The 25,686-nt window shown below is 66.1% G+C and carries 26 protein-coding genes; 15 read left to right on the top strand and 11 right to left on the bottom strand.

The window, feature by feature from the left end; genetic code table 11:
- Nucleotides 1-40: 40 nt before the first annotated feature.
- The 4 genes from SAHL_RS17025 to SAHL_RS17010 all read right to left on the bottom strand — a co-directional run bounded on the left by SAHL_RS17025 (nucleotide 41) and on the right by SAHL_RS17010 (nucleotide 3,101).
- Nucleotides 41-1,657 (bottom strand): multicopper oxidase family protein, encoded by a 1,617-nt coding sequence (locus SAHL_RS17025; protein ID WP_123592606.1) that lies wholly within the window; start codon nucleotides 1,655-1,657, stop codon nucleotides 41-43.
- Between the two features lie 36 nt (nucleotides 1,658-1,693).
- Nucleotides 1,694-1,942: a hypothetical protein gene (locus tag SAHL_RS17020; RefSeq protein ID WP_123592605.1), complete on the bottom strand. Its 249-nt coding sequence runs from the start codon at nucleotides 1,940-1,942 to the stop codon at nucleotides 1,694-1,696.
- 163 nt (nucleotides 1,943-2,105) lie between these two features.
- The gene (locus tag SAHL_RS17015; protein ID WP_123592604.1) at nucleotides 2,106-2,741 is read right to left on the bottom strand and encodes a peroxiredoxin; all 636 of its coding nucleotides are present in this window, start codon (nucleotides 2,739-2,741) and stop codon (nucleotides 2,106-2,108) included.
- A 69-nt stretch (nucleotides 2,742-2,810) separates the two neighbouring features.
- Nucleotides 2,811-3,101, bottom strand: a complete 291-nt coding sequence (locus SAHL_RS17010) for a hypothetical protein (protein WP_123592603.1) — start codon at nucleotides 3,099-3,101, stop codon at nucleotides 2,811-2,813.
- 119 nt (nucleotides 3,102-3,220) lie between these two features.
- Here SAHL_RS17010 and SAHL_RS17005 point away from each other — a divergent pair, with 119 nt between their 5' ends.
- Complete coding sequence (locus SAHL_RS17005; protein ID WP_123592602.1) at nucleotides 3,221-3,484, top strand: hypothetical protein; 264 nt, start codon at nucleotides 3,221-3,223, stop codon at nucleotides 3,482-3,484.
- On the opposite strand, the gene SAHL_RS17000 is transcribed toward SAHL_RS17005, so the two are convergent.
- The 4 genes from SAHL_RS17000 to SAHL_RS16985 all read right to left on the bottom strand — a co-directional run bounded on the left by SAHL_RS17000 (nucleotide 3,469) and on the right by SAHL_RS16985 (nucleotide 5,890).
- On the bottom strand, nucleotides 3,469-3,909 hold the full coding sequence (locus SAHL_RS17000; protein WP_123592601.1) for a DUF411 domain-containing protein: 441 nt from the start codon (nucleotides 3,907-3,909) through the stop codon (nucleotides 3,469-3,471). The genes SAHL_RS17005 and SAHL_RS17000 overlap by 16 nt on opposite strands.
- A gap of 157 nt (nucleotides 3,910-4,066) precedes the next feature.
- Nucleotides 4,067-4,396 carry a hypothetical protein gene (locus SAHL_RS16995; protein WP_123592600.1) on the bottom strand — a complete coding sequence of 110 codons (330 nt, stop codon included), beginning with the start codon at nucleotides 4,394-4,396 and terminating at the stop codon, nucleotides 4,067-4,069.
- A gap of 95 nt (nucleotides 4,397-4,491) precedes the next feature.
- A complete protein-coding gene (locus tag SAHL_RS16990; protein WP_123592639.1) occupies nucleotides 4,492-5,106 on the bottom strand; it encodes a class I SAM-dependent methyltransferase in 615 nt (204 codons plus the stop codon).
- Nucleotides 5,107-5,248: 142 nt separating this feature from the next.
- A complete protein-coding gene (locus tag SAHL_RS16985; protein ID WP_123592599.1) occupies nucleotides 5,249-5,890 on the bottom strand; it encodes a cation diffusion facilitator family transporter in 642 nt (213 codons plus the stop codon).
- A gap of 73 nt (nucleotides 5,891-5,963) precedes the next feature.
- On the opposite strand from SAHL_RS16985, the gene SAHL_RS16980 reads away from it, so the two are divergent.
- From SAHL_RS16980 to SAHL_RS16960, 5 genes are all read left to right on the top strand, one after another.
- Entirely contained in the window at nucleotides 5,964-6,374 is a 411-nt protein-coding gene (locus SAHL_RS16980; protein WP_123592598.1) for a MerR family transcriptional regulator, read from the top strand.
- Nucleotides 6,375-6,642: 268 nt separating this feature from the next.
- On the top strand, nucleotides 6,643-6,843 hold the full coding sequence (locus tag SAHL_RS16975; protein ID WP_123592597.1) for a CopZ family metallochaperone: 201 nt from the start codon (nucleotides 6,643-6,645) through the stop codon (nucleotides 6,841-6,843).
- Nucleotides 6,843-7,145 (top strand): metal-sensitive transcriptional regulator, encoded by a 303-nt coding sequence (locus tag SAHL_RS16970; protein WP_123592596.1) that lies wholly within the window; start codon nucleotides 6,843-6,845, stop codon nucleotides 7,143-7,145. The genes SAHL_RS16975 and SAHL_RS16970 overlap by 1 nt, the downstream gene beginning before the upstream one ends.
- A gap of 17 nt (nucleotides 7,146-7,162) precedes the next feature.
- Complete coding sequence (locus SAHL_RS16965) at nucleotides 7,163-9,709, top strand: heavy metal translocating P-type ATPase (protein ID WP_123592595.1); 2,547 nt, start codon at nucleotides 7,163-7,165, stop codon at nucleotides 9,707-9,709.
- Nucleotides 9,710-9,868: 159 nt separating this feature from the next.
- Nucleotides 9,869-10,516 carry a class II aldolase/adducin family protein gene (locus SAHL_RS16960; RefSeq protein ID WP_123592594.1) on the top strand — a complete coding sequence of 216 codons (648 nt, stop codon included), beginning with the start codon at nucleotides 9,869-9,871 and terminating at the stop codon, nucleotides 10,514-10,516.
- A 663-nt stretch (nucleotides 10,517-11,179) separates the two neighbouring features.
- Here the strand turns inward: SAHL_RS16960 and SAHL_RS16955 are convergent.
- Both SAHL_RS16955 and SAHL_RS16950 read right to left on the bottom strand, forming a co-directional pair.
- Nucleotides 11,180-11,923, bottom strand: a complete 744-nt coding sequence (locus tag SAHL_RS16955; RefSeq protein ID WP_123592638.1) for a dienelactone hydrolase family protein — start codon at nucleotides 11,921-11,923, stop codon at nucleotides 11,180-11,182.
- Nucleotides 11,924-12,369: 446 nt separating this feature from the next.
- The gene (locus SAHL_RS16950) at nucleotides 12,370-13,155 is read right to left on the bottom strand and encodes a transglutaminase-like domain-containing protein (protein WP_123592593.1); all 786 of its coding nucleotides are present in this window, start codon (nucleotides 13,153-13,155) and stop codon (nucleotides 12,370-12,372) included.
- A gap of 533 nt (nucleotides 13,156-13,688) precedes the next feature.
- Here SAHL_RS16950 and SAHL_RS16945 point away from each other — a divergent pair.
- Complete coding sequence (locus SAHL_RS16945) at nucleotides 13,689-15,179, top strand: SulP family inorganic anion transporter (RefSeq protein ID WP_123592592.1); 1,491 nt, start codon at nucleotides 13,689-13,691, stop codon at nucleotides 15,177-15,179.
- Nucleotides 15,180-15,191: 12 nt separating this feature from the next.
- A complete protein-coding gene (locus tag SAHL_RS16940) occupies nucleotides 15,192-16,046 on the top strand; it encodes a universal stress protein (protein ID WP_123592591.1) in 855 nt (284 codons plus the stop codon).
- A 202-nt stretch (nucleotides 16,047-16,248) separates the two neighbouring features.
- Here the strand turns inward: SAHL_RS16940 and SAHL_RS16935 are convergent, their stop codons facing one another.
- On the bottom strand, nucleotides 16,249-16,956 hold the full coding sequence (locus SAHL_RS16935) for a GntR family transcriptional regulator (RefSeq protein WP_123592590.1): 708 nt from the start codon (nucleotides 16,954-16,956) through the stop codon (nucleotides 16,249-16,251).
- A 168-nt stretch (nucleotides 16,957-17,124) separates the two neighbouring features.
- On the opposite strand from SAHL_RS16935, the gene SAHL_RS16930 reads away from it, so the two are divergent.
- From SAHL_RS16930 to SAHL_RS16900, 7 genes are all read left to right on the top strand, one after another.
- Nucleotides 17,125-18,165, top strand: a complete 1,041-nt coding sequence (locus SAHL_RS16930; RefSeq protein ID WP_123592637.1) for a zinc-dependent alcohol dehydrogenase — start codon at nucleotides 17,125-17,127, stop codon at nucleotides 18,163-18,165.
- Complete coding sequence (locus tag SAHL_RS16925; protein ID WP_123592589.1) at nucleotides 18,162-19,175, top strand: NAD(P)H-quinone oxidoreductase; 1,014 nt, start codon at nucleotides 18,162-18,164, stop codon at nucleotides 19,173-19,175. The genes SAHL_RS16930 and SAHL_RS16925 overlap by 4 nt, the downstream gene beginning before the upstream one ends.
- A gap of 48 nt (nucleotides 19,176-19,223) precedes the next feature.
- A complete protein-coding gene (locus tag SAHL_RS16920) occupies nucleotides 19,224-20,963 on the top strand; it encodes an acetolactate synthase catalytic subunit (RefSeq protein WP_123592588.1) in 1,740 nt (579 codons plus the stop codon).
- Nucleotides 20,964-21,041: 78 nt separating this feature from the next.
- The gene (locus SAHL_RS16915; protein ID WP_123592587.1) at nucleotides 21,042-22,247 is read left to right on the top strand and encodes an ABC transporter substrate-binding protein; all 1,206 of its coding nucleotides are present in this window, start codon (nucleotides 21,042-21,044) and stop codon (nucleotides 22,245-22,247) included.
- A gap of 52 nt (nucleotides 22,248-22,299) precedes the next feature.
- Nucleotides 22,300-23,184: a branched-chain amino acid ABC transporter permease gene (locus SAHL_RS16910; protein ID WP_123592586.1), complete on the top strand. Its 885-nt coding sequence runs from the start codon at nucleotides 22,300-22,302 to the stop codon at nucleotides 23,182-23,184.
- Nucleotides 23,185-23,194: 10 nt separating this feature from the next.
- Entirely contained in the window at nucleotides 23,195-24,997 is a 1,803-nt protein-coding gene (locus tag SAHL_RS16905; protein WP_123592585.1) for a branched-chain amino acid ABC transporter ATP-binding protein/permease, read from the top strand.
- Nucleotides 24,981-25,685, top strand: a complete 705-nt coding sequence (locus SAHL_RS16900) for an ABC transporter ATP-binding protein (protein ID WP_123592584.1) — start codon at nucleotides 24,981-24,983, stop codon at nucleotides 25,683-25,685. Before SAHL_RS16905 ends, SAHL_RS16900 begins: the two co-directional genes overlap by 17 nt.
- Nucleotide 25,686: the final 1 nt, after the last annotated feature.

Below are 25,686 nucleotides of genomic sequence, written 5' to 3'. Positions count from 1 at the left end.
TGTCGGCAACCGTATTCTGTTACTGGGCGATCCCGGGCGGTCACGACCGAACGCGGTAATAGCGCATCATGCCGTTGTCCTCGTGCTCCATATTGTGGCAATGGTACATATAGAATCCCTCGAAATCGGTGAAGGTCAGCGCGATGCGTACACGCTCGCCGGGGAGCACCAGAACGGTGTCGTGCAGGCCAGCGTCCACCAGCCCCCCGCCCAATTCTGACCAACCGCGCTGATCGTCGATCTTCTGACGTTCGACCACTGCAAACTGCAGACCGTGCACATGCATGGGGTGCGGCATCATGGTGTCGTTAACGAACTCCCAGATTTCGGTGTCGCCGAGCAACACGATTTCATCATCGGCTACGGTGGTGCCTTCGAATTGGCGGCCGTTGATGGAAAAGCCTCGCATCATCTGCGTCGCCAGATCGAAGCGGCGTATCGGCGTATTCGGGGTCATGTGCGGCGGCTTCAGGTCGTCGTTCAGAACCGTGGGTAGCGACCGCCCATCGCGCGAACGATGCGTCACGCGCAGGGTAAGCAGATCGAATCGGGCGCCGGCGGGCAACCCGGATCCGCCCATCATGTTTCCCATCATTCCGCCCATACCACCCATCATCCCGGCGCGGTAGTGGTCGCTGACAAGGCGCAGTTCATTGCCGATTGTGGCATCCGAGAAGTCGACCCACAGATCGATACGCTGCGCCGGTGCCAGGGTCACGTACGGCTGCGGCTGCGCTCTTGCGAGCAGTCCACCGTCCGTCCCAATGACCGTCACCGGCCGGCCGTCGCTCCAGGCCAGCTTGTAGATACGGGCATTGGAGCCATTGAGAATCCGCAGGCGATAGGGTTGGGTTCCGACCTCGCGGATTTCCGGCGGGCGGCCATTGATCAGGATACGGTCACCGAGAAAGCCACGCATGCGCGTCATCATCGAGCCCGTGCCGCCGAGATAGGTCAGTTCGTTGTCGCCGGCGAAACGGCGGTCCTGTAGTACCAGGATCATTTCCTGATCGCCGTCGGGTAGTCCGAGTGCGCGTTCGGTTTCGTCTTCTATGATCAAAGGTCCGGCCAGTCCGGCATAGCTTTGAAAACCGACGCGGCCGCCGTCGCGGCCATGCGGGTGCGGGTGATACCAATACAACCCGGCCCGGTCGACCACGTCGAAGGCGACGGTCATGTCCTCGTCCGGCTTGATCGGCAGGCGCGGTTGGCCGTCGACATCCGATGGCACATGCAGGCCGTGCCAGTGGACCGTTGTGTCTTCCGGCAGCCGGTTTTCCAGCCGAACGCGCGCACGTTGGCCGCGGTGCAGTCGGATCAGCGGGCCGGGATAGCTTTCGCCAAGGGACGTCAGCGTATTCTGCGGCCCGTGGATCAAAGCAGCCGTATAGCGCCAGACCTCGCTGGGTGTGCCCGGCAGTATGGGTGCCGTATCCGGTTGGGCGCGCAGGCGCAAGTCTACGTCGAACGGGCCCTGTCCTACGCCCCGATAGCTTGGAGCACGCCTGTTGCTGCCCGCGATCGCCTGATTTTTGCCAGCGGCAAGCAAGAACGTCGGCGACAGGATCGAAATGCCTGCAAGGCTGCCGATACGCCCCAGGAGCCGTCTGCGTTTTTGATCGACATGCTTGAGGCGATGTTCCTTGACGTCGCTCATATTAATACGCAATGGCGGGTGGAAAGTGCACTCGGCCTAGTGGCGTTCGCTACGCAGGTACTTGATCAGCCCCAGAATGGCGAGCACCAGCAGGACTAAAACGAGTAGCGCGAACAGCATCCAAGCAATCATCATGGGTCCGCCCATCATGCCGCATTGCATCATTGAGCCGCCCGTCATCCCGTCGTCACCCATTCGGCCGGGACCGGTCTGTTGCGCCGCCGCGGCGATGTTGGTGAACAGGACGGCCAGCAGCATCAATGGAATGGTCGCGAACATTTTCATGGTTTTCGTTTTCCTTGTGGCTATCGTTGATATGTAGCCAAGAGCCAGAGGGTGTACTTTTGCGGGCTTTTTCGCCTGCATTTTGTGGCCTGAATTCAACATGCCGGCAAAAGCCCCGAACACGGTGGATGTCCGTATCCGGGGCAACGACATCCGGTCGCCGCTACTTGTTCGGCTGCTTGGTCATGCGCAGATAGGGCTTGAGCTCGTTCCAGCCGGCCGGGAACAGCTTCTCGGCCTCCTCGTTGGACAACGCCGGCGACACGATCACGTCGTCGCCGTCCTGCCAGTTGGCCGGGGTGGTGACCTTGTAGTTGTCGGTCAGCTGCAACGAATCGATCACCCGCAGAATCTCGTCGAAATTACGCCCGGCACTCTTCGGATAGGTCAGCGTCATCCGGATCTTCTTGTTGGAATCGATGATGAACACACTGCGCACGGTCGACGTGTCGCCGGCGTTCGGGTGGATCATGTCGTAGAGTTCCGCGACCTTGCGGTCGGAGTCGCCGATGATCGGGAAGTTCACGGACTGGCCTTGGGTTTCCTCGATATCGGCCGACCAGCGTTTGTGATCATCCACCGAATCCACCGAGACCACGATGGCTTTCACATCGCGTTGGGCGAACTTTTCCTTGAGTCCGCCGACCGCGCCCAACTCCGTGGTGCAGACCGGTGTGAAATCGGCCGGATGCGACATCAACATGCCCCAGCCGTCGCCGAGCCACTCGTGAAAATCGATGCGGCCCTCGGTGGTATCGGCCGTGAAATTCGGTGCGGTATCGCCTAGACGTAGGCTCATTTCTATACTCCTGTTCGATGAAGAAAAGGCCGGCGGCCCCAATTTCGGTGGCCGCCGGCGCGTTCGTGTCTAGCCCTGGTCGGTTGAACCGTTAGGGCCGTCCATATTCTCCATCTTGCTCTGCATCATCTTGTTGCAGGTTTCCATCATGTCGTTCATCCGACCCATCATTTTCATCATGGGCATGTTGCCATCGCCCATCATGCCCATGCCGTGGCCCTTGCCGTCCTGGCCTTGCATCATGTGGCCCATGTTGTCCGCGGATGCCGACTTCGTGCCGTCGCCTTGCGTGGCGGCGAATACGGCGGGCACGCTCGCGATCAGGGCAGCGGCGATGATCGTTTTTACTTTTGTACGCATCGTTCTAGTCCTCTTGGGATTGGGCAGAAGGTGCGCTCGACGGCGCTATCTGCTTTGAATAACGGGTCTGAGTGTTTGATTCCTGCCGGGCCGTTGAATCATCGCTAGCCTTCGGTCGCATGCTCCACATCATCCAGCCCATCATGATCATGCAGGGCAGAGTGAACAGCAGTGGGACGGCCCCGATGGCCACGACCCAGTTCCAGTTGAATACGAGCCCGACCGCCGCGGCGGCAACGCCGCCCACAAGCACGCTGCGCGGCTCGAGCCAGCGCCGGGCTGGAGGAGCCGAGTCGGACGACGAAGTCGATGCTTCGGAATTACAGCTTTTCATCATTGATACCCTCGGTAATTGCCTGATAAAGGCTCAGTACGTCGTGTAAACGTCGCCATTCAGCGTTTTGATGACGAACGGTTCGCTCTTTTTGCCGGGCATGCCCGGCGAGCCGCTCGGCATGCCGGGTAGCGCAATACCCCGGATATCGGGTTCCTCCCGCAGTAGCTTGGCAACGACCGGTTCAGGCACGTGACCGACGACGACGTAGTCGCCGATGAGGGTGGTATGACAGGACGACAACGCCGGTTCGACGCCGTGCTTTTCGTTGAGAGTCGCCATATCGTCGGTGTCGAGCACGTCGACGTCGTACCCCTTGGCATTGAGGTAGTCGGCGTACTGCTCACAGCACATGCAGCCCGGGTTGTGGTGAAGGCGAGCCTGTACCGGTGCCGCGATGGCCGCGCCGGTCGAGATAAACAGAACGAGCATGAGCGTCAGGCGCGCCACGGTCGCATTACGTAGTTGGGTCATTGGAAGAACTCCACGTGATCTAGGGAGGTCCGGAAAGCCGTTAGGCGTGCACATGCGACGTAATGGTTGATGTCGCATGACAGGCCAGCACTGACCGCAGGGGCGCGGTCTGTGTAAGCTCAGCCGGAGTTTGTGACGCGCTCAGGCGTCAGTCAGATCAAGCGTGGATAGCTCGCGGGGGAAAAGGGTCGGGCCCCTCGAGTTGGCGGCCCAAATGCGTTTCGATATGAAACGCGGGTACCGCGGGCGGCTGGGGCGTGATCCCGGCCGTATTGTGCGCCACATCAGCCATCATGCCGCAGATGGCCACTGCGCAAGTCGAAGTCGCCGCGGTGGAATGCTGCGACTTCGCGGTGTCGGCCTGACACAACGTGCAATCGCTTGCCGTAGCCTCGGCCGGCATTGTCCACGCCATGACCGCTGGACTGGCCAGCACGCTGGTGAACACCAGCATCGAGATCAGCGCGTGGAGCACGGTGGACTTCATAATTTCAGTATAGGCCACAAATCTGCCGTAAACAACACCCGGAGTGGGGTACGGAGTCGTTATTTCTTCAGACAACCGGGTGAATAATGCGGCGTCTATTTCGGAACGGCCCGGCCTTCATACATATAGGTCATGGGCTTTGGACCTTTCATGTAGCCGGTTTCGAGATGTGTACAGTCAAAGCCGGCTTGTGCGATCAATGCCTGGATCGGGCGATCCAGGTGACAGCCGCCGCTGATCTTCGACCAGAAAGGCGTCAGGCGGCGCTGCCATTGGGCCACGGCTGCCTCCGGCCCTAAGCCATGTTCGACGAATAGAAGCTGGCCGCCTGGTTTGAGCACGCGGCGCATTTCCGCCAGCGCCCGATCCGCATGCGGGATGCTGCACAGCGTCCAGGTCGTCACGATCGTATCGAGGCTCTTGTCATCAAACGGAATGGCTTCTGCCGAGCCCTCGATCAGCGCAACCGGCCGGTCGGAGTGCTCCGCCGCGCGTCGCGCGATACGAACCAATTGTGGTGACGGCTCCAAGCCGTAAATGCCGCGGACATGCGGCCCGTAAAACGGCAGGTTGAGGCCGGAGCCGATGCCGATTTCCAGGACTTCGCCCTGCGCGCCGGATAACACACGCCGTCGATAGGGCGCCAAGTGGCGATTACGCATGGCCATATGACAAAGCCGTGGTAACACTACGTCGTTGTAGAAGCCCATCATTAAGCTCGCTCGTTGCTACTCGCTCACGCTCGCCATCGCATCAAAGAATATCGCCGGCCGTTGCTAGAGTGAGTTGACGAAGATCGCGGCTACACTCTTCGTATAGATGACCGCAAGCCCCATCGAGTTGATTTCGACGCTACCGGGCCGGGCTTTCCTCAGGTGGCGTCGATGATGCAAAGCTAAGCCTCGCCTCGCGCAATACACCGAAGGCCGAATAAAGGAACAAAGTCGCAATGGCCGCACCGACAATGATATCCGGCCAGATACTCCCCGTGAGCGCAACCAGGCCTGCCGCCAGGATCACCCCAGTATTGGCAAACAAGTCATTGCGAGAGCATATCCAGGACGATTGCATGTTGACGTCGTCGTCGCGGTGACGAGTAAGTAAAAGTAGACATAGTACGTTGGCGGCGAGCGCTAGCATTCCAACAACCGCCATTATGGTCGGTTGCGGCGTATGTCCGCTGATGACCTTGTTGATAGCTTCGCTCAGAACCAGCAGGCCGAAGATGAGCATGACCATCCCTTTGAAACCCGCCGATACGGCTTTCCAGCGTGCGCTTCGCGCGACGACGAATAGACTCAGGCCGTAGACAAGCGAGTCGCCCAGCATGTCCAGTGAATCGCCGAGCAGGGCGGTCGACGCCGCCCACCAGCCGGCGGTGAACTCGAACAGAAACATCGCAGCATTGATGGCCAGTACCATCCACAGCATCCGGGCTTGCTGACTGCGCATCTGTTGCAGATGCGCATCATTTTCATCACAACAGCCTGTCATTGATTCCTCCTTTTGACCTTCTGATGCCTGATGATCAACCTTGAAGTAACTTCAAAGTCAAGAGGGATCAGAAATGTTCACCATTGCGCAGGCAGCACGCCGCGCCGGCTGTCCGGCATCGACCATCCGCTATTACGAACGCGTGCGTCTTCTGCCGTCGGCGCGCCGTGGCACGAACGATTATCGTTACTACGAAGTCGCTGACATCGAGCGTCTGGCGTTCGTGAATCGCGCACGGCAGTTGGGTTTTTCGATCGACGCGGTGGCGGACTTGCTTCGGCTGGCCGATCATCCGCACTCACCGTGCGATGGCGTCGACACCCTGATTGCGACGCAACTTCATTCAGTCGAAAAACGCATTAGACAGTTGCAGACGCTGGCTGCGCGGCTGCGACAACTACAGAGTGCATGCGACGGGGAGCATCCGATACGCGAATGCGGCATCCTCGCCGCGTTATCGGATACGAGGTGGAATGAGGCATAGGCCACCAGTGGCGTGATGGACGATTGGTAAACGGATACGCCTGATCGGTTATCCCCGTAATAGTGCGGATATTTCAGAAAGCTTCTGGCCTTGTCTTACCCCAGGTGGTGAGGGGGTAACCTCATGCCGCCGTGGCCGATTACATAGATCTCAGTTCTCATTCCAATAGCGAATTTTCGCGGTCTGGTTTGACGTGACGCAGCACGCATCCTAGCCTACTTCAATCAAACCCCACCCCATAGGGGGTGGATGTTTTCAGGAGAGGAAGATGATTCGGTTGCAAATCGAAGGCATGAGTTGCGGCCATTGCGTGTCGGCCGTGCGGGACGCGCTGGCCGGCGTCGCGGGCGTCGATCGGGTCGCCGCGGTGGATCTCGAGGCCGGCGAGGCAGCGGTCGAGGGCCGCGCGGATACGCAGGCGCTGATCGCCGCCGTCGAGGAGGCGGGCTACACGGCCCGGGCCGCCTGATGGCCGAGGAAAGCAAGACTTGCTGCGATCGCCTCGCGATCGATCCGGACATCCGCGAGGATGCGGCGTCGCGCCTGCGCTCCATTCGCGGGCACGTCGACGGCATTCTGCGCATGCTCGAGCGCGACGATGTCTACTGCGTGGACGCGCTCAAGCAGATCAAGGCGGTCAACGGCGCCCTGTCCAAGACCGGTGATCTGATCCTGCGCGGGCATCTCAAGCATCACGTGGTCACGGCCCACGAGCGCGGCGACGAGGACGCGATCGTGGCCGAGCTCATGGACGTTCTCAAATACCGCTAGCGGCGGGGGAGGCCGATATGGCCCGAACGGACACGAAGCAGATCGATTTCGGCGTCGACGGCATGAGCTGCGGCGCCTGCGTGGCCCGCGTCGAGAAGGGCCTGGCGAAGGTCGAGGGCGTGCGCGATGCCCGCGTCAATCTCGCGACCGGACGGGCGCGCGTGGACTTCGATGCTGGTGCGAACGACGTCGGCGCCCTGTTCGAAGCGGTCGAGAACGCCGGCTACACGCCGATCGCCGACACTCTCGAGTTCGGCGTTCGGGGCATGACCTGCGGCGGTTGCGTGGCACGCATCGAAAAGCGCCTGGGCGCGCTCGACGGCGTGATCCGGGCGACGGTCAATCTGACCACGGAGCGCGCGCGGGTGGAGTATCTGGCCGGCGTGGTCGATCGGGACGCCATCTTCGAGCGCGTGACGGCGACCGGCTATACGCCGGTCGAGCTCGACGCCGACGAGACCGCGACCGAAGATGACACCGGGGACGCCGACGAGGCCGGGCGCCTGAAGCGGGCCGTGCTGTTCGCTGCGGCGTTCACGATTCCGCTGTTCGCGATCGCCATGGCGCCGATGGTCCCCGGCGTGGCGAGCGCGATGCACGGGCTGATGCCGGAGCGCGCCTGGAAGGGCGTCGAACTATTGCTCGTCCTGCCGGTGCTGTTCTGGGCCGGCCGGCGTTTCTACACCCAGGGCTGGGCCGAGCTGCGGCACGCCGCGCCGGGCATGAACAGCCTGGTGATGATCGGCTCGAACGCCGCGTTCTTCTATTCGCTGGCCGCGTTTAGCGTACCGCAGCTGTTTCCGAGCGATACCGCGAACACCTATTTCGACGCCGCGGGCATGATCGTCACCCTCATCCTGCTCGGGCGCTATCTGGAGGCACTGGCCCGGGGCCGGACGTCCCAGGCGGTCCGGGGTCTGATGCAGCTGCAGGCCCGGACGGCGCGGGTGCGTCGCGACGGCGACTGGCAGGCGGTGTCCGTCGACGCGGTGGTGGTCGACGACGTCGTCTCGGTGCGGCCCGGCGAGCGCGTGCCGGTGGACGGGCAGGTGGTCTCCGGCGAGAGCTATGTGGACGAATCCATGATCTCGGGCGAGCCCGTGCCGGTGGAAAAGACCGCCGGCGCCGAGGTCGTGGGCGGCACCGTCAATCAGAGCGGCCATCTCGAGATCCGCGCCACGAGTGTCGGCGGCGACACGGTGCTGGCCCAGATCATCCGCATGGTCGAGGAGGCGCAGGCGGAAAAGCCGGCGATCCAGGCCATCGCCGATCGCATCGCCGGGGTCTTCGTGCCCATCGTGATGGCCATCGCGGTGGCCACCTTCGTCGCCTGGCTGATCCTCGGCCCCAGCCCGGCGCTGGCGCTGGCGTTCGTGGCCGCCGTGTCGGTGCTGCTCATCGCCTGCCCCTGCGCCATGGGGCTGGCGACGCCCACGGCCATCATGGTCGGCACCGGTCGCGGCGCGGCCATGGGGGTGCTGTTCCGGCGCGGTACCGCGATCGAGCAGCTGGCGGGCGTCAACACGGTCGTCTTCGACAAGACCGGCACCCTCACCGAGGGCGCGCCCGCGCTGACCGAGCTGGAGCCCGTCGCGGACTTCGACCGCGACACTGTGCTGCGCCGGATCGCGGCGGTCGAGGCGCTCAGCGAGCATCCGGTGGGCGCGGCGATCGTCGCGGCCGCCCGCGATGCGGGCCACGATCTGCTGGCGGCGACCGACTTTGCCGTGCACACGGGTGAAGGCGTCGAGGCCGAGGTCGAAGGCCGGCGCGTGCAGATCGGCGCGGCCCGCTACATGCAGCGGCTCGGCATCGATACGGCCGCCCTTGAGGCGCGCGCCGACAGCCTCGCGCGGGCGGCGCGCACGCCGCTGTTCGCGGCGATCGACGGGCGATTGGCCGCACTCGTCGCGGTGGCCGACCCGGCCCGGAGCGAGGCGCGCGACACCGTCGATGCGCTGCACGATCTGGGCCTGGATGTGGCCATGCTCACCGGCGACAACGAGGCCACCGCCCGTGCGATCGCCGACGAGCTCGGCATCGACCGGGTGATGGCCGGCGTCATGCCCGATGCCAAGGCCGACGAGATCAAGCGCCTGCAGCGCGACGACGCTCGTGTGGCGTTCGTCGGTGACGGCATCAACGACGCCCCGGCGCTCACCCGCGCGGACGTGGGCGTGGCCGTCGGCAGCGGCACCGACATCGCCATCGAGTCCGGCGACGTCGTGCTCATGCGCGCCGATCTGGCAGGCGTGGTCAATGCGATCGCGCTGGCCCGGCGCACCATGAGCACCATCCGCATGAACTTCGGCTGGGCCTACGGTTACAACGTGCTGCTGATACCGCTCGCCGCCGGCGTGTTCTATCCGTGGACCGGCTGGCTGCTCAGCCCGGCGCTGGCAGCGGCTGCCATGAGCCTGTCGAGCGTCTTCGTGCTGACGAACTCGCTGCGTCTGCGGCGCTTCGCGCCTGCGCTGGCACCGCGTGCCTCGGCGTCGACAACGCGGGGCGGGCCCGCCAACGCCGACGAACCCGAGGCACCAGCGGTCCGCGATGCCGCCTGATCGCGCGGGGCGCTGCGGCGCGGCCGGGCGTCGCCGCTGCGGTCGGTGGCCGGGCCGGGCGGCGTTCCGGACGGCGCTCGCGCCCGTCGGTGCCGGCGCCATCCGGCGCGCCCGCGTGGCAGAATCGGCGGCTGGAATTGATGCCGGAGCACAGCCGTCATGTCCGAATACGCCGCGCGGCAGGCGATCATCGACCACGGCCGGGCGCTGACCGCGGCCGGCCTCAATCACGGCACCACCGGCAACATCAGCGTGCGCCACGGCGACGGCCTGCTGGTCACGCCGACCGGCATGGGCTACGACCGGCTGAGCGCCGAGGACATCGTGCCCATGCACATGGACGGCGGTTTCGACGGCCGGCTGCGGCCGACCAGCGAGTGGCGCTTCCACCGCGACATCCTGCAGCAGCGCGCGGACGTTCACGCCGTGGTGCATACCCATGCGCCGTACGCCACGGTGGTCTCGATCCAGCGTCGGGAGATCCCGCCGCTGCATTACATGATCGCGGCAGCGGGTGGGCCCACCATCCGCTGCGCGGATTACGCCACCTTCGGCACGGCCGCGTTATCCGAGGCGGCGTTGACCGCCCTCGACGGCCGGCTGGCCTGTCTGCTGGCCAACCATGGCATGATCGCCTGCGGCGCCACCCTCGACAAGGCCGTGGCGCTGGCGGTGGAGGTCGAGGAGCTGGCGCGCCAGTATGTCCTGTCGCTGCAGCTCGGCGGGCCGGTGTTGCTGGACAGCGCCGAAATCGATCGGGTGCTGGAGAAGTTCAGGACCTACGGCGCCCAGCCGGACGCGGTCTGACGACGCGCGGCCCGCCGTGCGGCGTGGTGCACAGGCGCCGTGTCACAGGGTTGGCCACCCGGTGTAGGCGCGCTCTTCGGCACGGCGCCGCCACGGGTCTCGGTGTCGTCACGACGCCGCACCGGCGCGTGCGGTCACGGATTCGGCGTGGCCGGCTCCGGTAGATCGATGCGCCGGTCGGTGGTCCCCGTGCGATGAGCGATAGCCGGGCGCGGGCCGGGGCGCAGTCGAATCGTTGGGTCCGCTCGGGTTGTCGGCCCGATTTGGCCCGGTAGGGCACGCCTGAGCCTTGCTCCGGCACAGAATCCTGGTGCATCGAGCGGCCGGGTGGAGTAGGGGTCGCGCCGGCAGCCGCCCGTAACGCGATGGTCTGGGATCCGCCCCCATGGCAGCGGCCTAGCATGCGCGCCGGCCCTGGCTTTCGGGCTACGGGCGAGGACGACGCGGATCGGTGGCGGGCCACGTTTGGCCGGATCGGAGCCGTGGCGTGCTCGTCCTAATCCGTTGGCGCTGCATGATCGGCGGCCGCCGTGAGCGCGCGACGCGTTCGTGCGCATCATCGATTCGGCCGCTCAGGTGTTTCCCTTCGGCCTGGAGATCCGTCGGCAAACACGCCCTCGGACGTTCGCCGACATCCTCCCGCCCTTGGCCGTCGCCAAGCGCTCAGCCGATGGTCTCTCCGAGCAGCGTGAACAGCCGCCGATAGTGGCGGTCATCCGCGGTCGGGTTGTAGACCGGCGCGTCGGCGGCGGTGTAGCCGTGGGCCGCGCCGCGGTAGAGCTCGGTTGTGAAGTCCACCCCGGCGGCGGCCAGGGCCGCGTCCAGACGCCCGATCTGATCCGGTGGCAGCAGCTCGTCGCCGTCGGCATGACCCAGATAGACGCGGGCCTCGATGGCGTCGACGACGTGCACCGGGCTGTCGGGGTCGTCCGCCGCGGCCAGGCGCGCCGAGTGAAAGCCCGCCGCGGCGGCGATGCGTTGCGGATGCCAGGCGGCCATGCGCAGGGCGAAGGCGCCGGTCATGCAATAGCCGACGACCGCGACCCCGCCGGCGGCGAATTCGGATTCGTGGTCCACGCAGCGCAGCAGGGCGTCGAAGTCGCGGGCCTGGGCTTCCGCGGTGAGATGACCGGCGTACTCGAACAGTGTGGGCCGCACGTCGTCGTCGCGGAAGGATTTGCCCTCCGGCACCACCGGGCCGGTCGCGTCGCGATGATAGACGTTGGGCATGAGCACGGCGTAGCCGCCGTCGGCGATACGCTGCGCCTTGTCGTGATAGCAGGGGCGCAGCCCGCCGATATCGGTGAACAGCACCACCGGCGGCATCGGCCCGGCGGCATCGTCGGGTGTGACGATGTGGGCGTCGATGTTGCCGCCGTCGGCGGGAATGTCGAGGACGCGCTGCATGTCGGCCTCCGTTTCGGGGTGCGCCAAACCGCGCATTCTGCCATGGCGGCGCCACGGCCCGAGCCGGGGCGACGCCTTTCGCGGGCGCGCCGATCCGGTGCCTCCTATCGCGCGTGCGGGCGACGAGCGGCCTTGCCCCGCGAGCGTCCGCGGCCAGAGCCTGTCAACGCTTCATGCGAGCCCGCGCCAAGCGCTTTCTGAAAATCGACTATGGGCGGCAAGGCAAGGCGCAATCAGTCTGCGCCAGCGTGCGAGAACACTGGAATGCCGCACCTTGTTCATTTCATGGGGCGCTTGGCCCTATGGGTTGAGCCGCCCCTGAAACAACCATGGGCACTCCGCGGCGTTGCCAGTCCGGATCGTGGCTCGCCACGATCGGCGACTCGCGCTTGCAGCACACGATGTGCGATCTCCGACGCGGCGTTCGCATGAAGTGTTAACAGGCCCTAGTCGATCCGCGAGACCGCGACTTCCTGCGTCGTGGTGTTCGCCGGCGGGCCGAACTGGTTGAAGATGGCCACGTCGGCGGCATCCCGCCCGTAGCCCACGGCCACGTAGCCGGCGACAGGCCCGGCCTGGGTGGCGTCGAAGACGTGCCAGCGGCCGCCGACATAGGCCTCGAACCAGGCGTGCATGTCCATTGGCACGAGGCCGTGTAGATAGCCGACCCCCAGTCGCGCCGGAATGCTCAGGCCGCGGCAGAGCGCAATGCCCAGGTGCGACAGGTCACGGCAGACGCCGGCCCGACGCTGGTTCACGTCGATGGCGGTGATCGGCACGTCGCTGGTGCCCGGCTCGTAGCGCACCCCGGCCCGGATCCAGGCCGTGATCGCGGCGACCTGATCGTAGCCCAGCGCGCAGCCGGCCGCGATCTCCGCGGCCATCCGGCCGAAGCGATCGGATTCGCAGAAGCGGCTCGGCAGCAGGTGGATCAGCACGTCGTCGGGCAGCGTCTCGATATCCACGAACGGTGCGCCCGGCGCGGCGCCGGCGGTGTCGGCGACGCGCACATCCGCCGTCGTGGCGATCGCGAACGCGCCGGGCGGCGCGGTCAGGCGCTGACAGCGATTGCCGTAGGTGTCGGTGAACTCGAAGGCGTGCACGCCGGGAGACAGTTCGTAGGTCTCTCGCGCGACCCACTGGTGCGCTTGGCTGCGTGGGCGGAGCATCAGAATCAGCGGCGTCGGCACGGCGAAGTCGAACGTCAGATCGCAGCGGGTGTGCAACCACATGGGTTTGGCCTACGGGTGTGGGGGTGGCGGGGCGTCGCACCGCGGCGCTCGCGGCGACAGTCGCCCGTCGCGCCGTCGAGTATCCGCCTTTGCAGCGGCTGTGAACAGCGTCGGTTCGAGGCGCGCCGGCGCCGGCCGGGGTGTCCGACGCGGACGACGCGCTGCGAATGCCGGCGAGCGCTGTGCTATTCTCCGCGCCCCTGTTCGCGCGCCAGGCCTTCCCCGCGGACACTGACCACAGGATCCGGATTTGACCACGCGACTCGAAAGCCGCCCGCAGGGCCGTGACTCACGCCACCGGTGCAGTCCGCCCTAGCCCCGGGCCGGCTTCGGTCGATGCGCGCTCGCGCGTCGATCCGGCCGCATCCTGAACTCGGCCCGCGCTGTCCGCAGCCGGGCCCCGCGCCCATCGATCCGACGCTCTGTGTCGATCCTGGTGCCCTCCGGTCGCCGGTAGCCGGCGACTGAATCGGGCGCGCTCCTTCTTGTGGCCCTGTTTTCGGCCACGTCAATTCGTGACGGAAAGATATCGAATGCTCCAGACCATAGCCCACCGCTGGCTGTCCAACGTGCGTCCCGATCTGCTGGCCGGCATCGTCGTCGCGCTGGCCCTGATCCCGGAGGCGATCGCCTTCTCGATCATCGCCGGTGTCGACCCGAAGGTCGGCCTCTATGCCTCGTTCTCGATCTGTGTGATCAGCGCCTTCGCCGGAGGGCGCCCGGGCATGATCTCGGCCGCGACCGGTGCCATGGCGCTGCTGATGATCACGCTGGTCAAGGATCACGGTCTGCAGTACCTGCTCGCGGCCACGCTGCTGACCGGCGTGCTGCAGATCGCGGCGGGGTGGCTACGGCTCGGCGCGCTCATGCGCTTCGTGTCGCGCTCGGTGGTCACCGGCTTCGTCAACGCGCTGGCGATCCTCATCTTCATGGCCCAGCTGCCGGAGCTCACCGGCGTCACCTGGCACGTGTATGCGATGACCGCGGCCGGGCTGGCGATCATCTATCTGTTCCCCTATCTGCCACTGATCGGTCGTATGCTGCCGTCGCCGCTGATCTGCATCGTGGTGCTGACCAGCGTCTACGTCCTCAGCGGCATCGATGTGCGCACGGTCGGCGACATGGGCGAGCTGCCCGACACGCTGCCGGTGTTCCTGTGGCCGGAGGTGCCCCTGAGTCTGGAGACCCTGCGCATCATCTTCCCTTATGCCGCGATGATGGCGGTCGTGGGCCTGATGGAGTCGATGATGACCGCCACCATCGTGGACGACCTCACCGACACGCCGAGCGACAAGAACCGTGAATGCCGCGGCCAGGGCATCGCCAACATCGGCTCCGGCCTGCTGGGCGGCATGGCGGGCTGCGCGATGATCGGGCAGTCGGTGATCAACATCAAATCGGGCGGCCGCACGCGGCTGTCCACGCTCGCGGCGGGCGTGTTCCTGTTGATCATGGTGGTGTTTCTGTCTCCGCTGGTCTCGCTCATTCCCATGGCGGCGCTGGTCGCGGTGATGATCATGGTGGCGATCGGCACGTTCAGCTGGGAATCGCTGCGGGACCTGCGCAAGCACCCGATGAGTACCAACATCGTGATGGTCACGACCGTGGTGGTGGTCGTGGTGACGCATAATCTGGCGATCGGCGTGTTCGTCGGCGTCCTGCTGGCCGCGCTGTTCTTCGCCAACAAGGTCGGGCGCGTGCTGCGCGTGGACAGCGCACCCACCGAGGACGGGGCGGGGCGGGCCTATGAGGTGGTCGGACAGGTCTTCTTCGCCTCGGCGGATCGCTTCAGCGAGGCCTTCGACTTCAAGGAGACGCTCGAGCACGTCCGGATCGACGTGCGCCGGGCGCATTTCTGGGACATCACCGCGGTCGGGGCGCTCGACCGGGTGGTCATCAAGTTCCGCCGCGAGGGCACCGACGTCGAGGTCGTCGGGCTCGACGAGGCCAGCGCCACGCTGGTCGACCGATTCGCCGTCCACGACAAGCCCGGTGCAGTGGAAGATCTGATGGGCGGCCACTGAGGAGACAACACAATGGATAAAACGATAACGGCCTGCATCGACGACTCCGAGTACGCCTCGGCGGTCTGCGACGCCGCGGCCTGGGCCAGCCGGCGTCTGACGGCGCCGATGTCGATCCTGCACGTCATCGACAACCACGCCGAGCCGGGCGTGTCCGACGCCAGCGGCCAGATCGGGCTCGGCACCCGCGAGCATCTGCTCGAGGAGCTGGCCTCGCTCGACGAGCAGCGTGCCAAGCTCGCTCAGGAGCAGGGGCGCCTGATGCTGCGCGCCGCCCAGGAGCGCGCTCGTGAGGCCGGGGTGGCGGACGCCACGACCCGGCTGCGCAACGGCGCGCTGGTCGAGGCCCTGGTCGAGATCGAGGATTCGATCCGTCTGCTCGTGCTCGGCAAGCGCGGCACCAACGCCGACGCCGCGCGCGAGCATCTGGGCTCCAATCTGGAGCGGGCGATCCGGTCGCTGCACTGTCCGATCCTCATCACGCCGCCCGGATTCGGCGCACCGAAGCGTGTACTGATCGCCTTCGACGGCAGCCGCACTGCACTGCGGATGATCGAGCGCATCGCCACCAGCCCGCTGCTGCAAGAGGCCGAGTGCCACATCGTCTTCGTCGGCCAGGACAGCGAGGCGCTCGCCGAACAGCTGGCCACCGCCGGCCGTCATCTCGCCGACGCCTGTGCCGAGGTGCACACGCAGACGCTGACCGGCGAGATCGAGACCACTCTACGCGACTACCAGCAGCGCCACGACATCGACCTGCTGGTGATGGGCGCCTACGGTCATTCCCGCATCCGTCATCTGCTGATCGGCAGCACCACGACGGAAATGATCCGCCACGCCACCATTCCGCTTCTGATTCTGCGCTGAAGCCGCGGATCGGCCGTCACGCTCGGCGCGCTCGACAAGGCAGTCGTCGGGTGGCGGCCGGGCCGCGATGGCATGGGTCGGCGCGGTTCGCTGGGAGGCGGCCGGCTGCGCCGCCTCGAACCGGCCGGACTTATTAAATCCTTGCGAGACAGGGCCGGGCGAGGTTGCGTCCTCACGGGCCGCTGCGGTCGATCGCCGTGCTTCAGCGACTGGCCCGACGCGCCATCGGCGGATTCTCCTGGGCGGAGAGATAATCGATCAGGCTCTGGCCGCCCTCGATGATGTCGCGTCGGATCGCCTCGCGCACCATGGCGCCGTCCTGTGTTTCCAGCCCTTCCAGCACGACATCGTGCGGATGCACCGCCCAGCTGAAGTTTCCGGTGTCGTAGAGATGGCTGAGTATCGGCCCGCAGCGCATCCAGAGCGTCTCGAGGATCTGATAGTTGATCGGCATGCCGCTCGCCGTGATCACCCCGAAGTGAAACTTTTCGTTGAGCAGCAATGCGCGGTCGAAATCCTCTGTCGCATGGCAGTCGGCGATCTCGTGCTGAATCGCCCGTAGTGCCTCCAGTTCGGCCGACGTGATGCGCTGGGCGGCCTGCGTGCCGGCCTCGCCCTCGAGCATGATCCGCAGTGACTGAATCTCGCGAAGCTCGGCCAGCTTGAGCAGCGGCACGACGGCGGTGCCTCTGGCGTCGAGTTTCAGCGCGTTCTCCGAGACCAGCCGGATCAGGGCTTCGCGGATCGGTGTCGCGCTGATCCCGAGATGCTTGGACAGCGGCCGCAGACGCAGGCGCTCGCCGGGCGGCAGTTCGCTGCGCATGAGCGCGCGTCGCAGCTGCTGATAGGCCAGATCGCTGAGGTTGTTCTTGGTGACCTGTGAAAGCTTTCGGGTGGTGTCGGTTTCCATAAGCGAGGGCGCGGGTTGACAGAGTGAGAAGTTGTTATTCAGTATTCGTTATAACAAATTACATGTAACGAACATCGGGTTGTACTCAATCCGATTATGCGACGGCCGGACGCGAAGACAGAAACCGATACAAGCGGCCGTCGGCAAAGCGAGGACAGAGGAGAAGTGATGCTGGCGTTGCGCAAGACGAGCACCGCGTTCGGGCTGGACGTCGTCGAGGTGGACGAGCCGGGCCCGCCGGCGGCCCACGAGGTTCAGATCGAGATCGCTGCCACGGGCATCTGCGGCAGCGATCTGCACGTCTACGAGTCGACGCCCGGCTACGAGTTCATGCACGACCGGCTGCCGGTCACGCTGGGCCACGAATTCGCCGGTACCGTCGCCGCGGCGGGCAGCGCCACGACGTCGTTTCGCGTCGGCGACCGCGTCACCGCCTGGCCCACGACCGCCTGCGGCGACTGTTTCCACTGTCGCGCCGAGCGGCCCCAGGACTGTCAGGCGCGCGAAGTCATCGGCCTGCACATCGACGGTGGCTTCGCCGCCCGCGTCAACGTGCCCGCCGGCAACTGCTATCGGCTGCCCGAGGGCCTGGATCTCGATCTGGCTGCGCTCAGCGAGCCGCTGTCGATCGCCGAGAATGCGCTGGACGTCGGCGAATGCGCGGCCGGCGACGCCGTGGTGGTACTGGGCCCGGGGCCCATCGGTGTGGCGCTGGCCTGGCTGGCCCAGCACCGCGGCTGCGCGCCGGTGCTCCTGGCCGGGCTGCACGACAGCGGTCGGCTCGCGCTGGCCCGCCGGATGGGCGTCGAACATTGCGTCGACCTGGCCGACGAGCCGTTGGCCGACGCCGTAGAGCGCGTCTTCGGCCGGCCGGTCGATCGCGTCATCGAGGCGACCGGCGTCGTCGATTCCGTTCATCAGGGGCTCGCCGCGCTGAGATCGAGCGGCATCCTGGTCGTCGCCGGCATTCACAGCCAGCCGATCGAGATCCCGCTCACGCAGCTCGTGCGCGACAAGAAGCAGCTGCGGGCGGCACATGACACGAAGGCCGCGGCATGGCCGCGTGTGCTCGCGGTACTCGCCGAGCACGGAGAACGCCTGTCCGAAATGATCACCGATCGCCTCCCGCTGGCGGATGCGATCGATGGGTTCGAGCGGGCCCGAAACCGCGACGCGATGAAGATTCTGCTCAAGCCGGAGACCGCATGAACGCTGCAGCCTTGCCCGAGACCATGACCGTCGTCACTGCGCCGGAGCCGGGCGGGCCGTCGGCGCTGAGAACCGAATCCCGGCCGGTGCCGCGGCCGGCGGGGCGCGAACTGCTCGTACGGGTGGCGGCGGCCGGCGTCAATCGGCCCGACGTGATGCAGCGCATGGGCAACTATCCGCCGCCGCCGGGCGCCAACGACGTGCTCGGGCTGGAGATCGCCGGCGAGGTGGTGGCCGTGGCTGACGGCGTCGAGCGCTTCGCCGTCGGCGACCGGGTCATGGCGCTGGTCGCCAGCGGCGGCTACAGCGAATACGCGGTGGTCGACGAACGCAACGCGCTGTCGGTGCCCGAGGGCTTCTCGATGGTGGAGGCGGCCGCGGTTCCCGAGACCTTCTTCACCGTCTGGACGAACGTGTTCGAGCGCGGCGGATTGAAGGCCGGCGAGACGCTGCTGGTCCATGGCGGCAGCTCCGGCATCGGCACCACCGCGATTCAGCTCGCCGTGGCGCGCGGGGCCACGGTCTACGTCACCGCGGGCAGCGAGGACAAGTGCGAGCGCTGCCGGACACTGGGTGCCGAGGTGGCGCTGAATTACCGGGCGGTCGATTTCGTCTCCGAGATCCACGACCGCACCGACGGCCGCGGCGTGGATGTGGTGCTGGACATGGTCGCCGGAGACTATGTCGATCGCAATCTGCAGGTCGTGGCCGTGGACGGGCGCCTCGTTCAGATCGCGCTGATGCAGGGCCCGCAAGCCACCATCGATCTGCGTCATCTCATGCCCAAGCGGGTCACCTTCACGGGCTCGACGCTGCGGGCGCGCAGCGTCGAGGCCAAGGCGGAAATCGCGGCGGCACTCGCGGACTTCGCGACGCCCCTCTGGGCCGAGGGCCGCTGCCGTCCGGTCATCGATTCGACCTACGCGCTGGCCGATGTGGTGGCCGCGCACGAGCGCATGGACGCGCCCCATATCGGCAAGGTCGTGCTCGAGACGCTGGCGGCCGGCTGACGACGCGCGTTCTGCCACAGCGAAGATCGAAAAAAGAGGAGATCGAGAATGGATACAGGTGCGTCGAGCCGGAACGAGTCGAACACGAAAACGGGCGCCCAGCGCCTCGCGGCGGCACTGGCACGCCACGGCGTCACGGAGATATTCGGCCAGAGCATTCCGTCGAAGCTCTTTCTCGCCGGGCCCGACTACGGCATCCGCCAGATCGGGTATCGCACCGAGAACGCCGGGGCGGCGATGGCGGACGCCTACGCCCGGGTGTCCGGGCGCGTGTCGGTCGTCGCGGCTCAGAACGGGCCGGCGGCCACGTTGCTGGTGGCCGGTCTGGGGGAGGCGCTGACCGCATCCACGCCGATGGTCGCCATCGTCCAGGACGTCGCGCGCTCCAACACCGATCGCAACGCGTTCCAGGAACTGGACCACCTCGAACTGTTCAAGGGCGTCAGCAAGTGGGTGCGGCGTGTCAATCAGGCCGAGCGCATCGACGACTACGTCGATATGGCGTTCACCGCGGCCGCCTCCGGGCGCGGCGGGCCGGCCGTGCTGCTGGTACCCGTGGACGTGCTCGACGACGAACTCCCCGGGCCCGCCAGGGCGCGGCAGGCCGATCTCGGCACCTATCCGCTGGATCGGAGCGTGGCCGATCCGGATCGCGTCAGCGAAGCCGTCGACCTGCTCGCCGGCGCGCAACGCCCGCTGATCATCGCCGGCGGCGGCGTGCACGGCTCGAAGGCCTGTGACGCGCTGGCCGAGCTGCAGGCGCTCGGCTTCCCCGTCGCCACGACCGCCATGGGCAAGGGCGCTGTGGACGAACAGCACCCGTTGTCGGTCGGCGTGGTCGGCTATTTCATGGGCAAGCGCGGCCGCACCGCGCCGCTGCGTTCGCTGGTGACGGAAGCCGACGTCATTCTGCTGATCGGCAATCGCACGAACCAGAACGGGACCGACAGCTGGTCGCTGTATCCGGACAATGCCCGTTATATTCATCTGGATATCGACGCGCAGGAAGTCGGCCGCAACTACGAAGCCCTGCGCCTGGTCGGCGACGCCCGCCTGACCCTGCAGGCGCTGAACCGCGGGCTCGCCGCGGCCGATCTGTCCGCTCGCGAGCAGGCCCGCGAACAGCTGGAGACCCGCATCGGCGAGGCCCGGGCGGCGTGGAGCAGCGATCTGGCATCGCTGGTGGACATGGAGGCTCGGCCGACCCGGCCCGAACGCCTCATGCGCGATCTCGACGCCGTGCTGACGCCGGAGACGCTGGTCGTCGCGGATGCCAGCTATGCCTCGATCTGGGTCGCCAACTTCCTGACCTCCCGCAGGGCGGGCAGCCGCTTCGTCACGCCGCGTGGCCTTGCCGGCCTGGGTTGGGGCGTTCCGTTCGCGCTCGGCGCCAAGGCGGCCCGGCCGGAGGCGCCCGTGTTCTGTCTGACCGGTGATGGCGGCTTCGCCCACGTCTGGGCGGAGCTCGAAACCGCACGGCGCATGGGGCTGCCGGTCACGATCACGGTGCTCAACAACCAGATCCTGGGTTATCAGAAGCACTCCGAGCAGGTGCTGCACGGCGATTACACCGATGTCTGCGAATTCACGGCGGTCGACCATGCCGCGATCGCGCGGGCCTGCGGCTGTGAGGGCATACGCGTGGAGGACCCGGCCGACTATCGCGCCGCGCTCGAGCGGGGGCTGGCGTCGACGGCCGTGACGGTCATCGACGTCGTGACCGATGAGCGCGCCTATCCGCCGATCACCAGCTTCAAGGACAGCCCGAACCTCGATCTGCCGATCTGATCAACCGCTGTAGCCGCCCGCCTGAAGGCGGCACGTTCCCGAGAAAATGAGGAGATGACCATGTCGAAATCACGATCCATGTTCCGATACGCCGCGATCGGCCTGACCAGCGCGCTCGCCCTGGGCGCGGGGGCGGGGGCCGCCCACGCCGAGGTGAAGTTCGGCGCGCTCTATCCGTTCAGCGGCCAGCTGGCGCTGCTCGGCGAGGAGAGCGCGCGCGGGCTTGAACTCGCCGTCGATCAGATCAACAGCGAAGGCGGCGTGCAGGGCGAGCAGGTGACCCTCGTCAAGGGCGATGCCGTGGACAACAACCAGGCGATCGGCGAAGCGCGTCGGCTGATCGCACGCGAGGGCGTCAAGGCGATCTTCGGCACCTATTCCTCGTCCCGGTCGATCGCGGCCAGCCAGGTCGCCGAGCTCAGCCGGATTCCCTATTTCGAACTGGGTGCGGTCGCCGAGAAGGTGACCGGTCGCGATCTGGCCTATCTGTACCGAACCAATCCGACCGCCAAGGACATGGCGCGAACTATCGTCGACATGATCGTGGAGTCGGTCGCGCCCGAGCTCGACAAGGATCCGGAGGAGCTGCGCATCGGCATCATCCACGAGGATTCGAGCTACGGCAGCTCCGTCGCCGAGTTCGAGAACAAGTACGCCGAGGAGGCCGGCCTCAACGTCGTCGCCGAACAGGCCTATCCGGCCTCGACCGTCGACATGTCGTCGATCGTGCTCCGGCTTAAGGAAAAGAACGTGGATGTCGTTCTGCAGACCTCCTATCAGAACGACTCGGTGCTGTTCCTGCGGCAGGCCGACGAGGAGAACTACGACCCGAAGGCGATCATCGGCGGTGGCGGTGGCTACTCCATGGAGCCCACGGCCGAGGCGGTCGGCGCGGATGTGATCGAGGGCGTTCTCGATGCCGACTTCACGCAGTACAACGTCAATCCCGAGTTCGCTCCGGGCGTGAAGGAGTTCGTCGAGGACTACAAGGCCAAGTACGACAGTGCCCCGCGGTCGGGTCATTCGCTGAACAACTACGCCGGTGCGATGGCCCTGCTGCACGCCATCGACGACGCCGACGGCTTCGGACCGGACGAGATCCGGGAGGCCGTCGATGCCATAGACATCCCCATGGGCGAGACCGCTGCCGGTTACGGGGTGAAGTTCGGCGAGAACAACCAGAACACCCGCGCCAAGATGATGGGCATGCAGTGGCAGGACGGTGAACTGGTGACCGTGTTCCCGGAAGAGGCCGCGGTCTCCGAGCTGAAACTCCAGGACTAGCGTCATTCGCCGGAGCCTGTGCGCAGGCTCCGGCCCCTTTTCGGGGTCGATCATGGAAACCGTTCTGCAGATAACGGCCAACGGGCTCATGCTCGGGGGGCTGTACGCCATGATCAGCGTGGGGCTCACGCTGATATTCGGCATCACCCGCGTCATCAACTTCGCGCACGGCGAGTTCCTGATGGTGGGGATGTACATCGTCTATCTCATCACGACCCAGCTTGGCGTGCATCCGTATGCAAGCCTGCTGCTAGTGGTACCGGCGCTGTTCGTCATGGGCGCGCTGACACAGAAGCTCGTGATCGAGCGGCTTCGCAATTCGGACGAACATGTCCAGATCTTCGCGACCGTCGGTCTGTCGATCGCGCTGATCAATCTGGCGCTGCTAATTTTCGGCGCGGATATCGCCAACACGCCGTCGTCAGGGCTGCGCCACAGCGTCGGGGTCGGCACGGTCGGCGTGCTCACCGGGCAGCTGGTGATCTTCTTCAGCTCCATCGTGCTCGTGGTCGGGCTGCATCTGCTGCTGACGCGCACCCGTCCGGGGCGGGCGATTCGTGCGACCGCCCAGAACCGTGCCGCGGCCCGGCTCATGGGCATCAACGTCTCGCGGGTCTATGTGCTGACCTTCGGTCTCGGCGCGGCCTGCGTGGGCGTGGCGGCGACGCTGGTGGCGCCCCTGTACCCGGCTTCGCCGACCATCGGGACCTACTTCGTGCTGATCGCCTTCGTGGTGGTCGTCATGGGCGGCCTCGGCAGCATCACCGGCGCGTTCATCGCGGCGCTGGTGATCGGGCTGGTCGACGCCTTCGCCGGCTACTACCTCGGCTCGGATCTCAAGGAAGTCGCGGTCTTCGGCATCTTTTTGCTGGTACTGATCTTCCGGCCGTCCGGACTGTTCGGCGCCCGGCGCAATCTTTCCCACGTCTCCCCGTGAGTGGCCGATCATGAGTACTCGTACGTTGTCTCTGCCTCGTAACCGTGACGGATGGCGTGCGCCGGCCGCGCTCGCCGGCGTGCTCGCCGCACTGTTCGTGCTGCCGGTCGTCATCGACGACGCATTCGTCTATCACATCTTCATCACGATCTGCATTTTCGCGGGTCTGTCCACGGCCTGGAACATCGTCGGCGGTTACGCCGGCCAGCTGTCGCTGGGCCACGCGGCCTTCTACGGCATCGGGGCCTACGTCGGCATGATGCTGGTCAACGCCGGCGTCACGCCGTGGCTGGGCATGTTCGCCGGGGGCGGTGTCGCGGCGGTGGTCGCCGTGGCGATCAGCTACCCCTGTTTCCGGCTGCACGGGCCGTTCTTCGCGCTGGCCTCGATCGCCTTTCTCGAGGTGTTCCGCGTGCTCGCGCTTCATTTCAGCGACGTGACCGGCGGTGCCACCGGCATGATGGTGCCGCTGGAGACCGGCTGGATGTGGATGATCTTCCAGGATCGCCTGCCGTCACTGATCATCGCCTTCGGACTGATGCTGCTCACGCTGCTGGTGGCCTGGGGGCTGCGCCAGCACCGCTGGGGCTTCTATCTGGTGGCCACGCGCGAGCGCGAGTCGGCCGCCCGCAGCGCCGGTATCGGGACGGTAAAGATGCGGCTGCTCGCGGTGGCCATATCGGCGGCGCTGACGGCCATGCTGGGCACGTTCCACGCGATGTATCTGACCTTCATCGAGCCGGGCTCGGTGTTCTCGCTGACGTTCTCGATCCAGATCGCGATGTTCGCGCTCATCGGCGGGATCGGCACCGTTTTCGGGCCGTTGGTCGGCACGATCCTGCTGGTCCCGGTCACCGAGTTGGCCCGCGGCTGGCTGGGTGCGGAAGCGGTGGGACTGCACGGTTTTGTCTACGGCAGCGTGCTCGTGATCGCCGTGCTGTTCATGCCCGACGGGCTGATGAGCGTGCTCTCACGTTTCTTCGGCGCTGGGAAGACGGCTCGTGACGAGGATGCGGCAGGGACGCCACCGGCGCCGACCCGCACGCAGGCGCAGCGCGCGCCGATCGGCGATGTTGTCCTGCAGGCCGAACACCTGGACAAGCATTTCGGCGGGCTGCACGTGACCAACGATGTGTCGCTGACGCTCCGGAAAGGCGAGGTGCTCGGCGTGATCGGGCCGAACGGGGCCGGCAAGACGACCGTGTTCAACATGCTGTCGGGCTTTCTCAAGCCGGATAGCGGCCGGGTGTCGATCCGCGGCGCCGACGGGCATTTTCATTCGCCGGCCAGCCCCGGGGATTTCGCCCGCCTTCAGCTCGGGCGGACCTTCCAGATCGTCCAGCCCTTCGCCGCGATGACGGTGGAGGAAAACATCATGGTCGGCGCGTTCCACCGGCATCCCGCGGTGGCGGATGCGCGCCGGTCGGCGCGCGAGATCGCCCACCGCATGGGTCTGGCTCGCTACCTCGACGACGAGGCCCGCGGTCTGCCGATCGGCGGACTCAAGCGGCTGGAGATCGCCCGCGTGATGGCCATGGAGCCGCGCGTGCTGCTGCTCGACGAGGTGATGGCCGGCATCAATCGCGCCGATCTCCAGGAGGCGATCGAACTCGTTCGGACCATTCGCGACAGCGGCGTGAGCATTATCGCGATCGAGCATGTGATGCAGGCGATCATGTCGCTGTCCGACCGCGTGATCGTGATCAATTCCGGCGAAGTCATTGCCGAGGGCGCGCCGGAGGACGTCGTGCGCCAGGAGGCGGTGATCGAAGCCTATCTCGGAAAGGAGTCGATCGATGCTGCAGCTCAATAGCGTGAGCGCCGGGTACGGCGCCATCAATGTACTCGAGGACGTCGATCTCTCGGTCGAGGCGGGCGAGGTCGTCACGATCGTGGGCGGCAACGGGGCCGGCAAGACCACGACCCTGCGCACGATCTCCGGACTGGTCACGCCGAGCCGGGGCGAGATCCGCTTCGAGGGGAAGAACATCGCCGGCATGGCGTCGCACGACATCGTGGACTTCGGCATCACCATGATCCCCGAGGCGCGACAGCTGTTTCCGGACATGACCGTTCGCGAGAACCTGCAGATGGGGGCGTACCGGTCCGGGGCCCAGGCGGGCCTGAAGCAGCGTCTGGACGAGGTCGTCGCCATGTTTCCCCGTATCGGCGAACGCCTCGACCAGCGCGCCGAGTCCTTGTCCGGGGGCGAGCAACAGATGGTCGCGATCGGCCGCGGCATGATGGCGCGGCCGCGCCTGCTGATGTTCGACGAACCGTCGCTCGGCCTGGCGCCGATCATCGTCTCGCAGGTGTTCGAAGTGATCGGGCAGATCGCACGTACCGGCACCACGGTGCTCATCGTCGAACAGAACGTCTATCAGACGCTCAAGGCGGCGGATCGCGGTTATGTGCTGGAAAACGGCCGCGTCACCATGGCCGATACGGCCGAGTCACTGCTCGGCAACGACCACGTCCGGCGGGCCTATCTGGGGATCTAGC

The sequence above is a fragment of the Salinisphaera orenii subsp. halophila YIM 95161 genome (assembly GCF_003732545.1).
Taxonomy (GTDB): Bacteria; Pseudomonadota; Gammaproteobacteria; order Nevskiales; family Salinisphaeraceae; genus Salinisphaera; species Salinisphaera orenii_A.
The sequence above is the reverse complement of the archived record's forward strand: the minus strand, read 5'-3'. Positions and strand labels throughout refer to the sequence as shown.

Coding starts and splice junctions, on each gene's coding strand:
- SAHL_RS17025 (WP_123592606.1), bottom strand. CDS start 1,657: ATGAGCGACGTCAAGGAACATCGCCTCAAGCATGTCGATCAAAAACGC.
- SAHL_RS17020 (WP_123592605.1), bottom strand. CDS start 1,942: ATGAAAATGTTCGCGACCATTCCATTGATGCTGCTGGCCGTCCTGTTC.
- SAHL_RS17015 (WP_123592604.1), bottom strand. CDS start 2,741: ATGAGCCTACGTCTAGGCGATACCGCACCGAATTTCACGGCCGATACC.
- SAHL_RS17010 (WP_123592603.1), bottom strand. CDS start 3,101: ATGCGTACAAAAGTAAAAACGATCATCGCCGCTGCCCTGATCGCGAGC.
- SAHL_RS17005 (WP_123592602.1), top strand. CDS start 3,221: ATGCTCCACATCATCCAGCCCATCATGATCATGCAGGGCAGAGTGAAC.
- SAHL_RS17000 (WP_123592601.1), bottom strand. CDS start 3,909: ATGACCCAACTACGTAATGCGACCGTGGCGCGCCTGACGCTCATGCTC.
- SAHL_RS16995 (WP_123592600.1), bottom strand. CDS start 4,396: ATGAAGTCCACCGTGCTCCACGCGCTGATCTCGATGCTGGTGTTCACC.
- SAHL_RS16990 (WP_123592639.1), bottom strand. CDS start 5,106: ATGGGCTTCTACAACGACGTAGTGTTACCACGGCTTTGTCATATGGCC.
- SAHL_RS16985 (WP_123592599.1), bottom strand. CDS start 5,890: ATGACAGGCTGTTGTGATGAAAATGATGCGCATCTGCAACAGATGCGC.
- SAHL_RS16980 (WP_123592598.1), top strand. CDS start 5,964: ATGTTCACCATTGCGCAGGCAGCACGCCGCGCCGGCTGTCCGGCATCG.
- SAHL_RS16975 (WP_123592597.1), top strand. CDS start 6,643: ATGATTCGGTTGCAAATCGAAGGCATGAGTTGCGGCCATTGCGTGTCG.
- SAHL_RS16970 (WP_123592596.1), top strand. CDS start 6,843: ATGGCCGAGGAAAGCAAGACTTGCTGCGATCGCCTCGCGATCGATCCG.
- SAHL_RS16965 (WP_123592595.1), top strand. CDS start 7,163: ATGGCCCGAACGGACACGAAGCAGATCGATTTCGGCGTCGACGGCATG.
- SAHL_RS16960 (WP_123592594.1), top strand. CDS start 9,869: ATGTCCGAATACGCCGCGCGGCAGGCGATCATCGACCACGGCCGGGCG.
- SAHL_RS16955 (WP_123592638.1), bottom strand. CDS start 11,923: ATGCAGCGCGTCCTCGACATTCCCGCCGACGGCGGCAACATCGACGCC.
- SAHL_RS16950 (WP_123592593.1), bottom strand. CDS start 13,155: ATGTGGTTGCACACCCGCTGCGATCTGACGTTCGACTTCGCCGTGCCG.
- SAHL_RS16945 (WP_123592592.1), top strand. CDS start 13,689: ATGCTCCAGACCATAGCCCACCGCTGGCTGTCCAACGTGCGTCCCGAT.
- SAHL_RS16940 (WP_123592591.1), top strand. CDS start 15,192: ATGGATAAAACGATAACGGCCTGCATCGACGACTCCGAGTACGCCTCG.
- SAHL_RS16935 (WP_123592590.1), bottom strand. CDS start 16,956: ATGGAAACCGACACCACCCGAAAGCTTTCACAGGTCACCAAGAACAAC.
- SAHL_RS16930 (WP_123592637.1), top strand. CDS start 17,125: ATGCTGGCGTTGCGCAAGACGAGCACCGCGTTCGGGCTGGACGTCGTC.
- SAHL_RS16925 (WP_123592589.1), top strand. CDS start 18,162: ATGAACGCTGCAGCCTTGCCCGAGACCATGACCGTCGTCACTGCGCCG.
- SAHL_RS16920 (WP_123592588.1), top strand. CDS start 19,224: ATGGATACAGGTGCGTCGAGCCGGAACGAGTCGAACACGAAAACGGGC.
- SAHL_RS16915 (WP_123592587.1), top strand. CDS start 21,042: ATGTTCCGATACGCCGCGATCGGCCTGACCAGCGCGCTCGCCCTGGGC.
- SAHL_RS16910 (WP_123592586.1), top strand. CDS start 22,300: ATGGAAACCGTTCTGCAGATAACGGCCAACGGGCTCATGCTCGGGGGG.
- SAHL_RS16905 (WP_123592585.1), top strand. CDS start 23,195: ATGAGTACTCGTACGTTGTCTCTGCCTCGTAACCGTGACGGATGGCGT.
- SAHL_RS16900 (WP_123592584.1), top strand. CDS start 24,981: ATGCTGCAGCTCAATAGCGTGAGCGCCGGGTACGGCGCCATCAATGTA.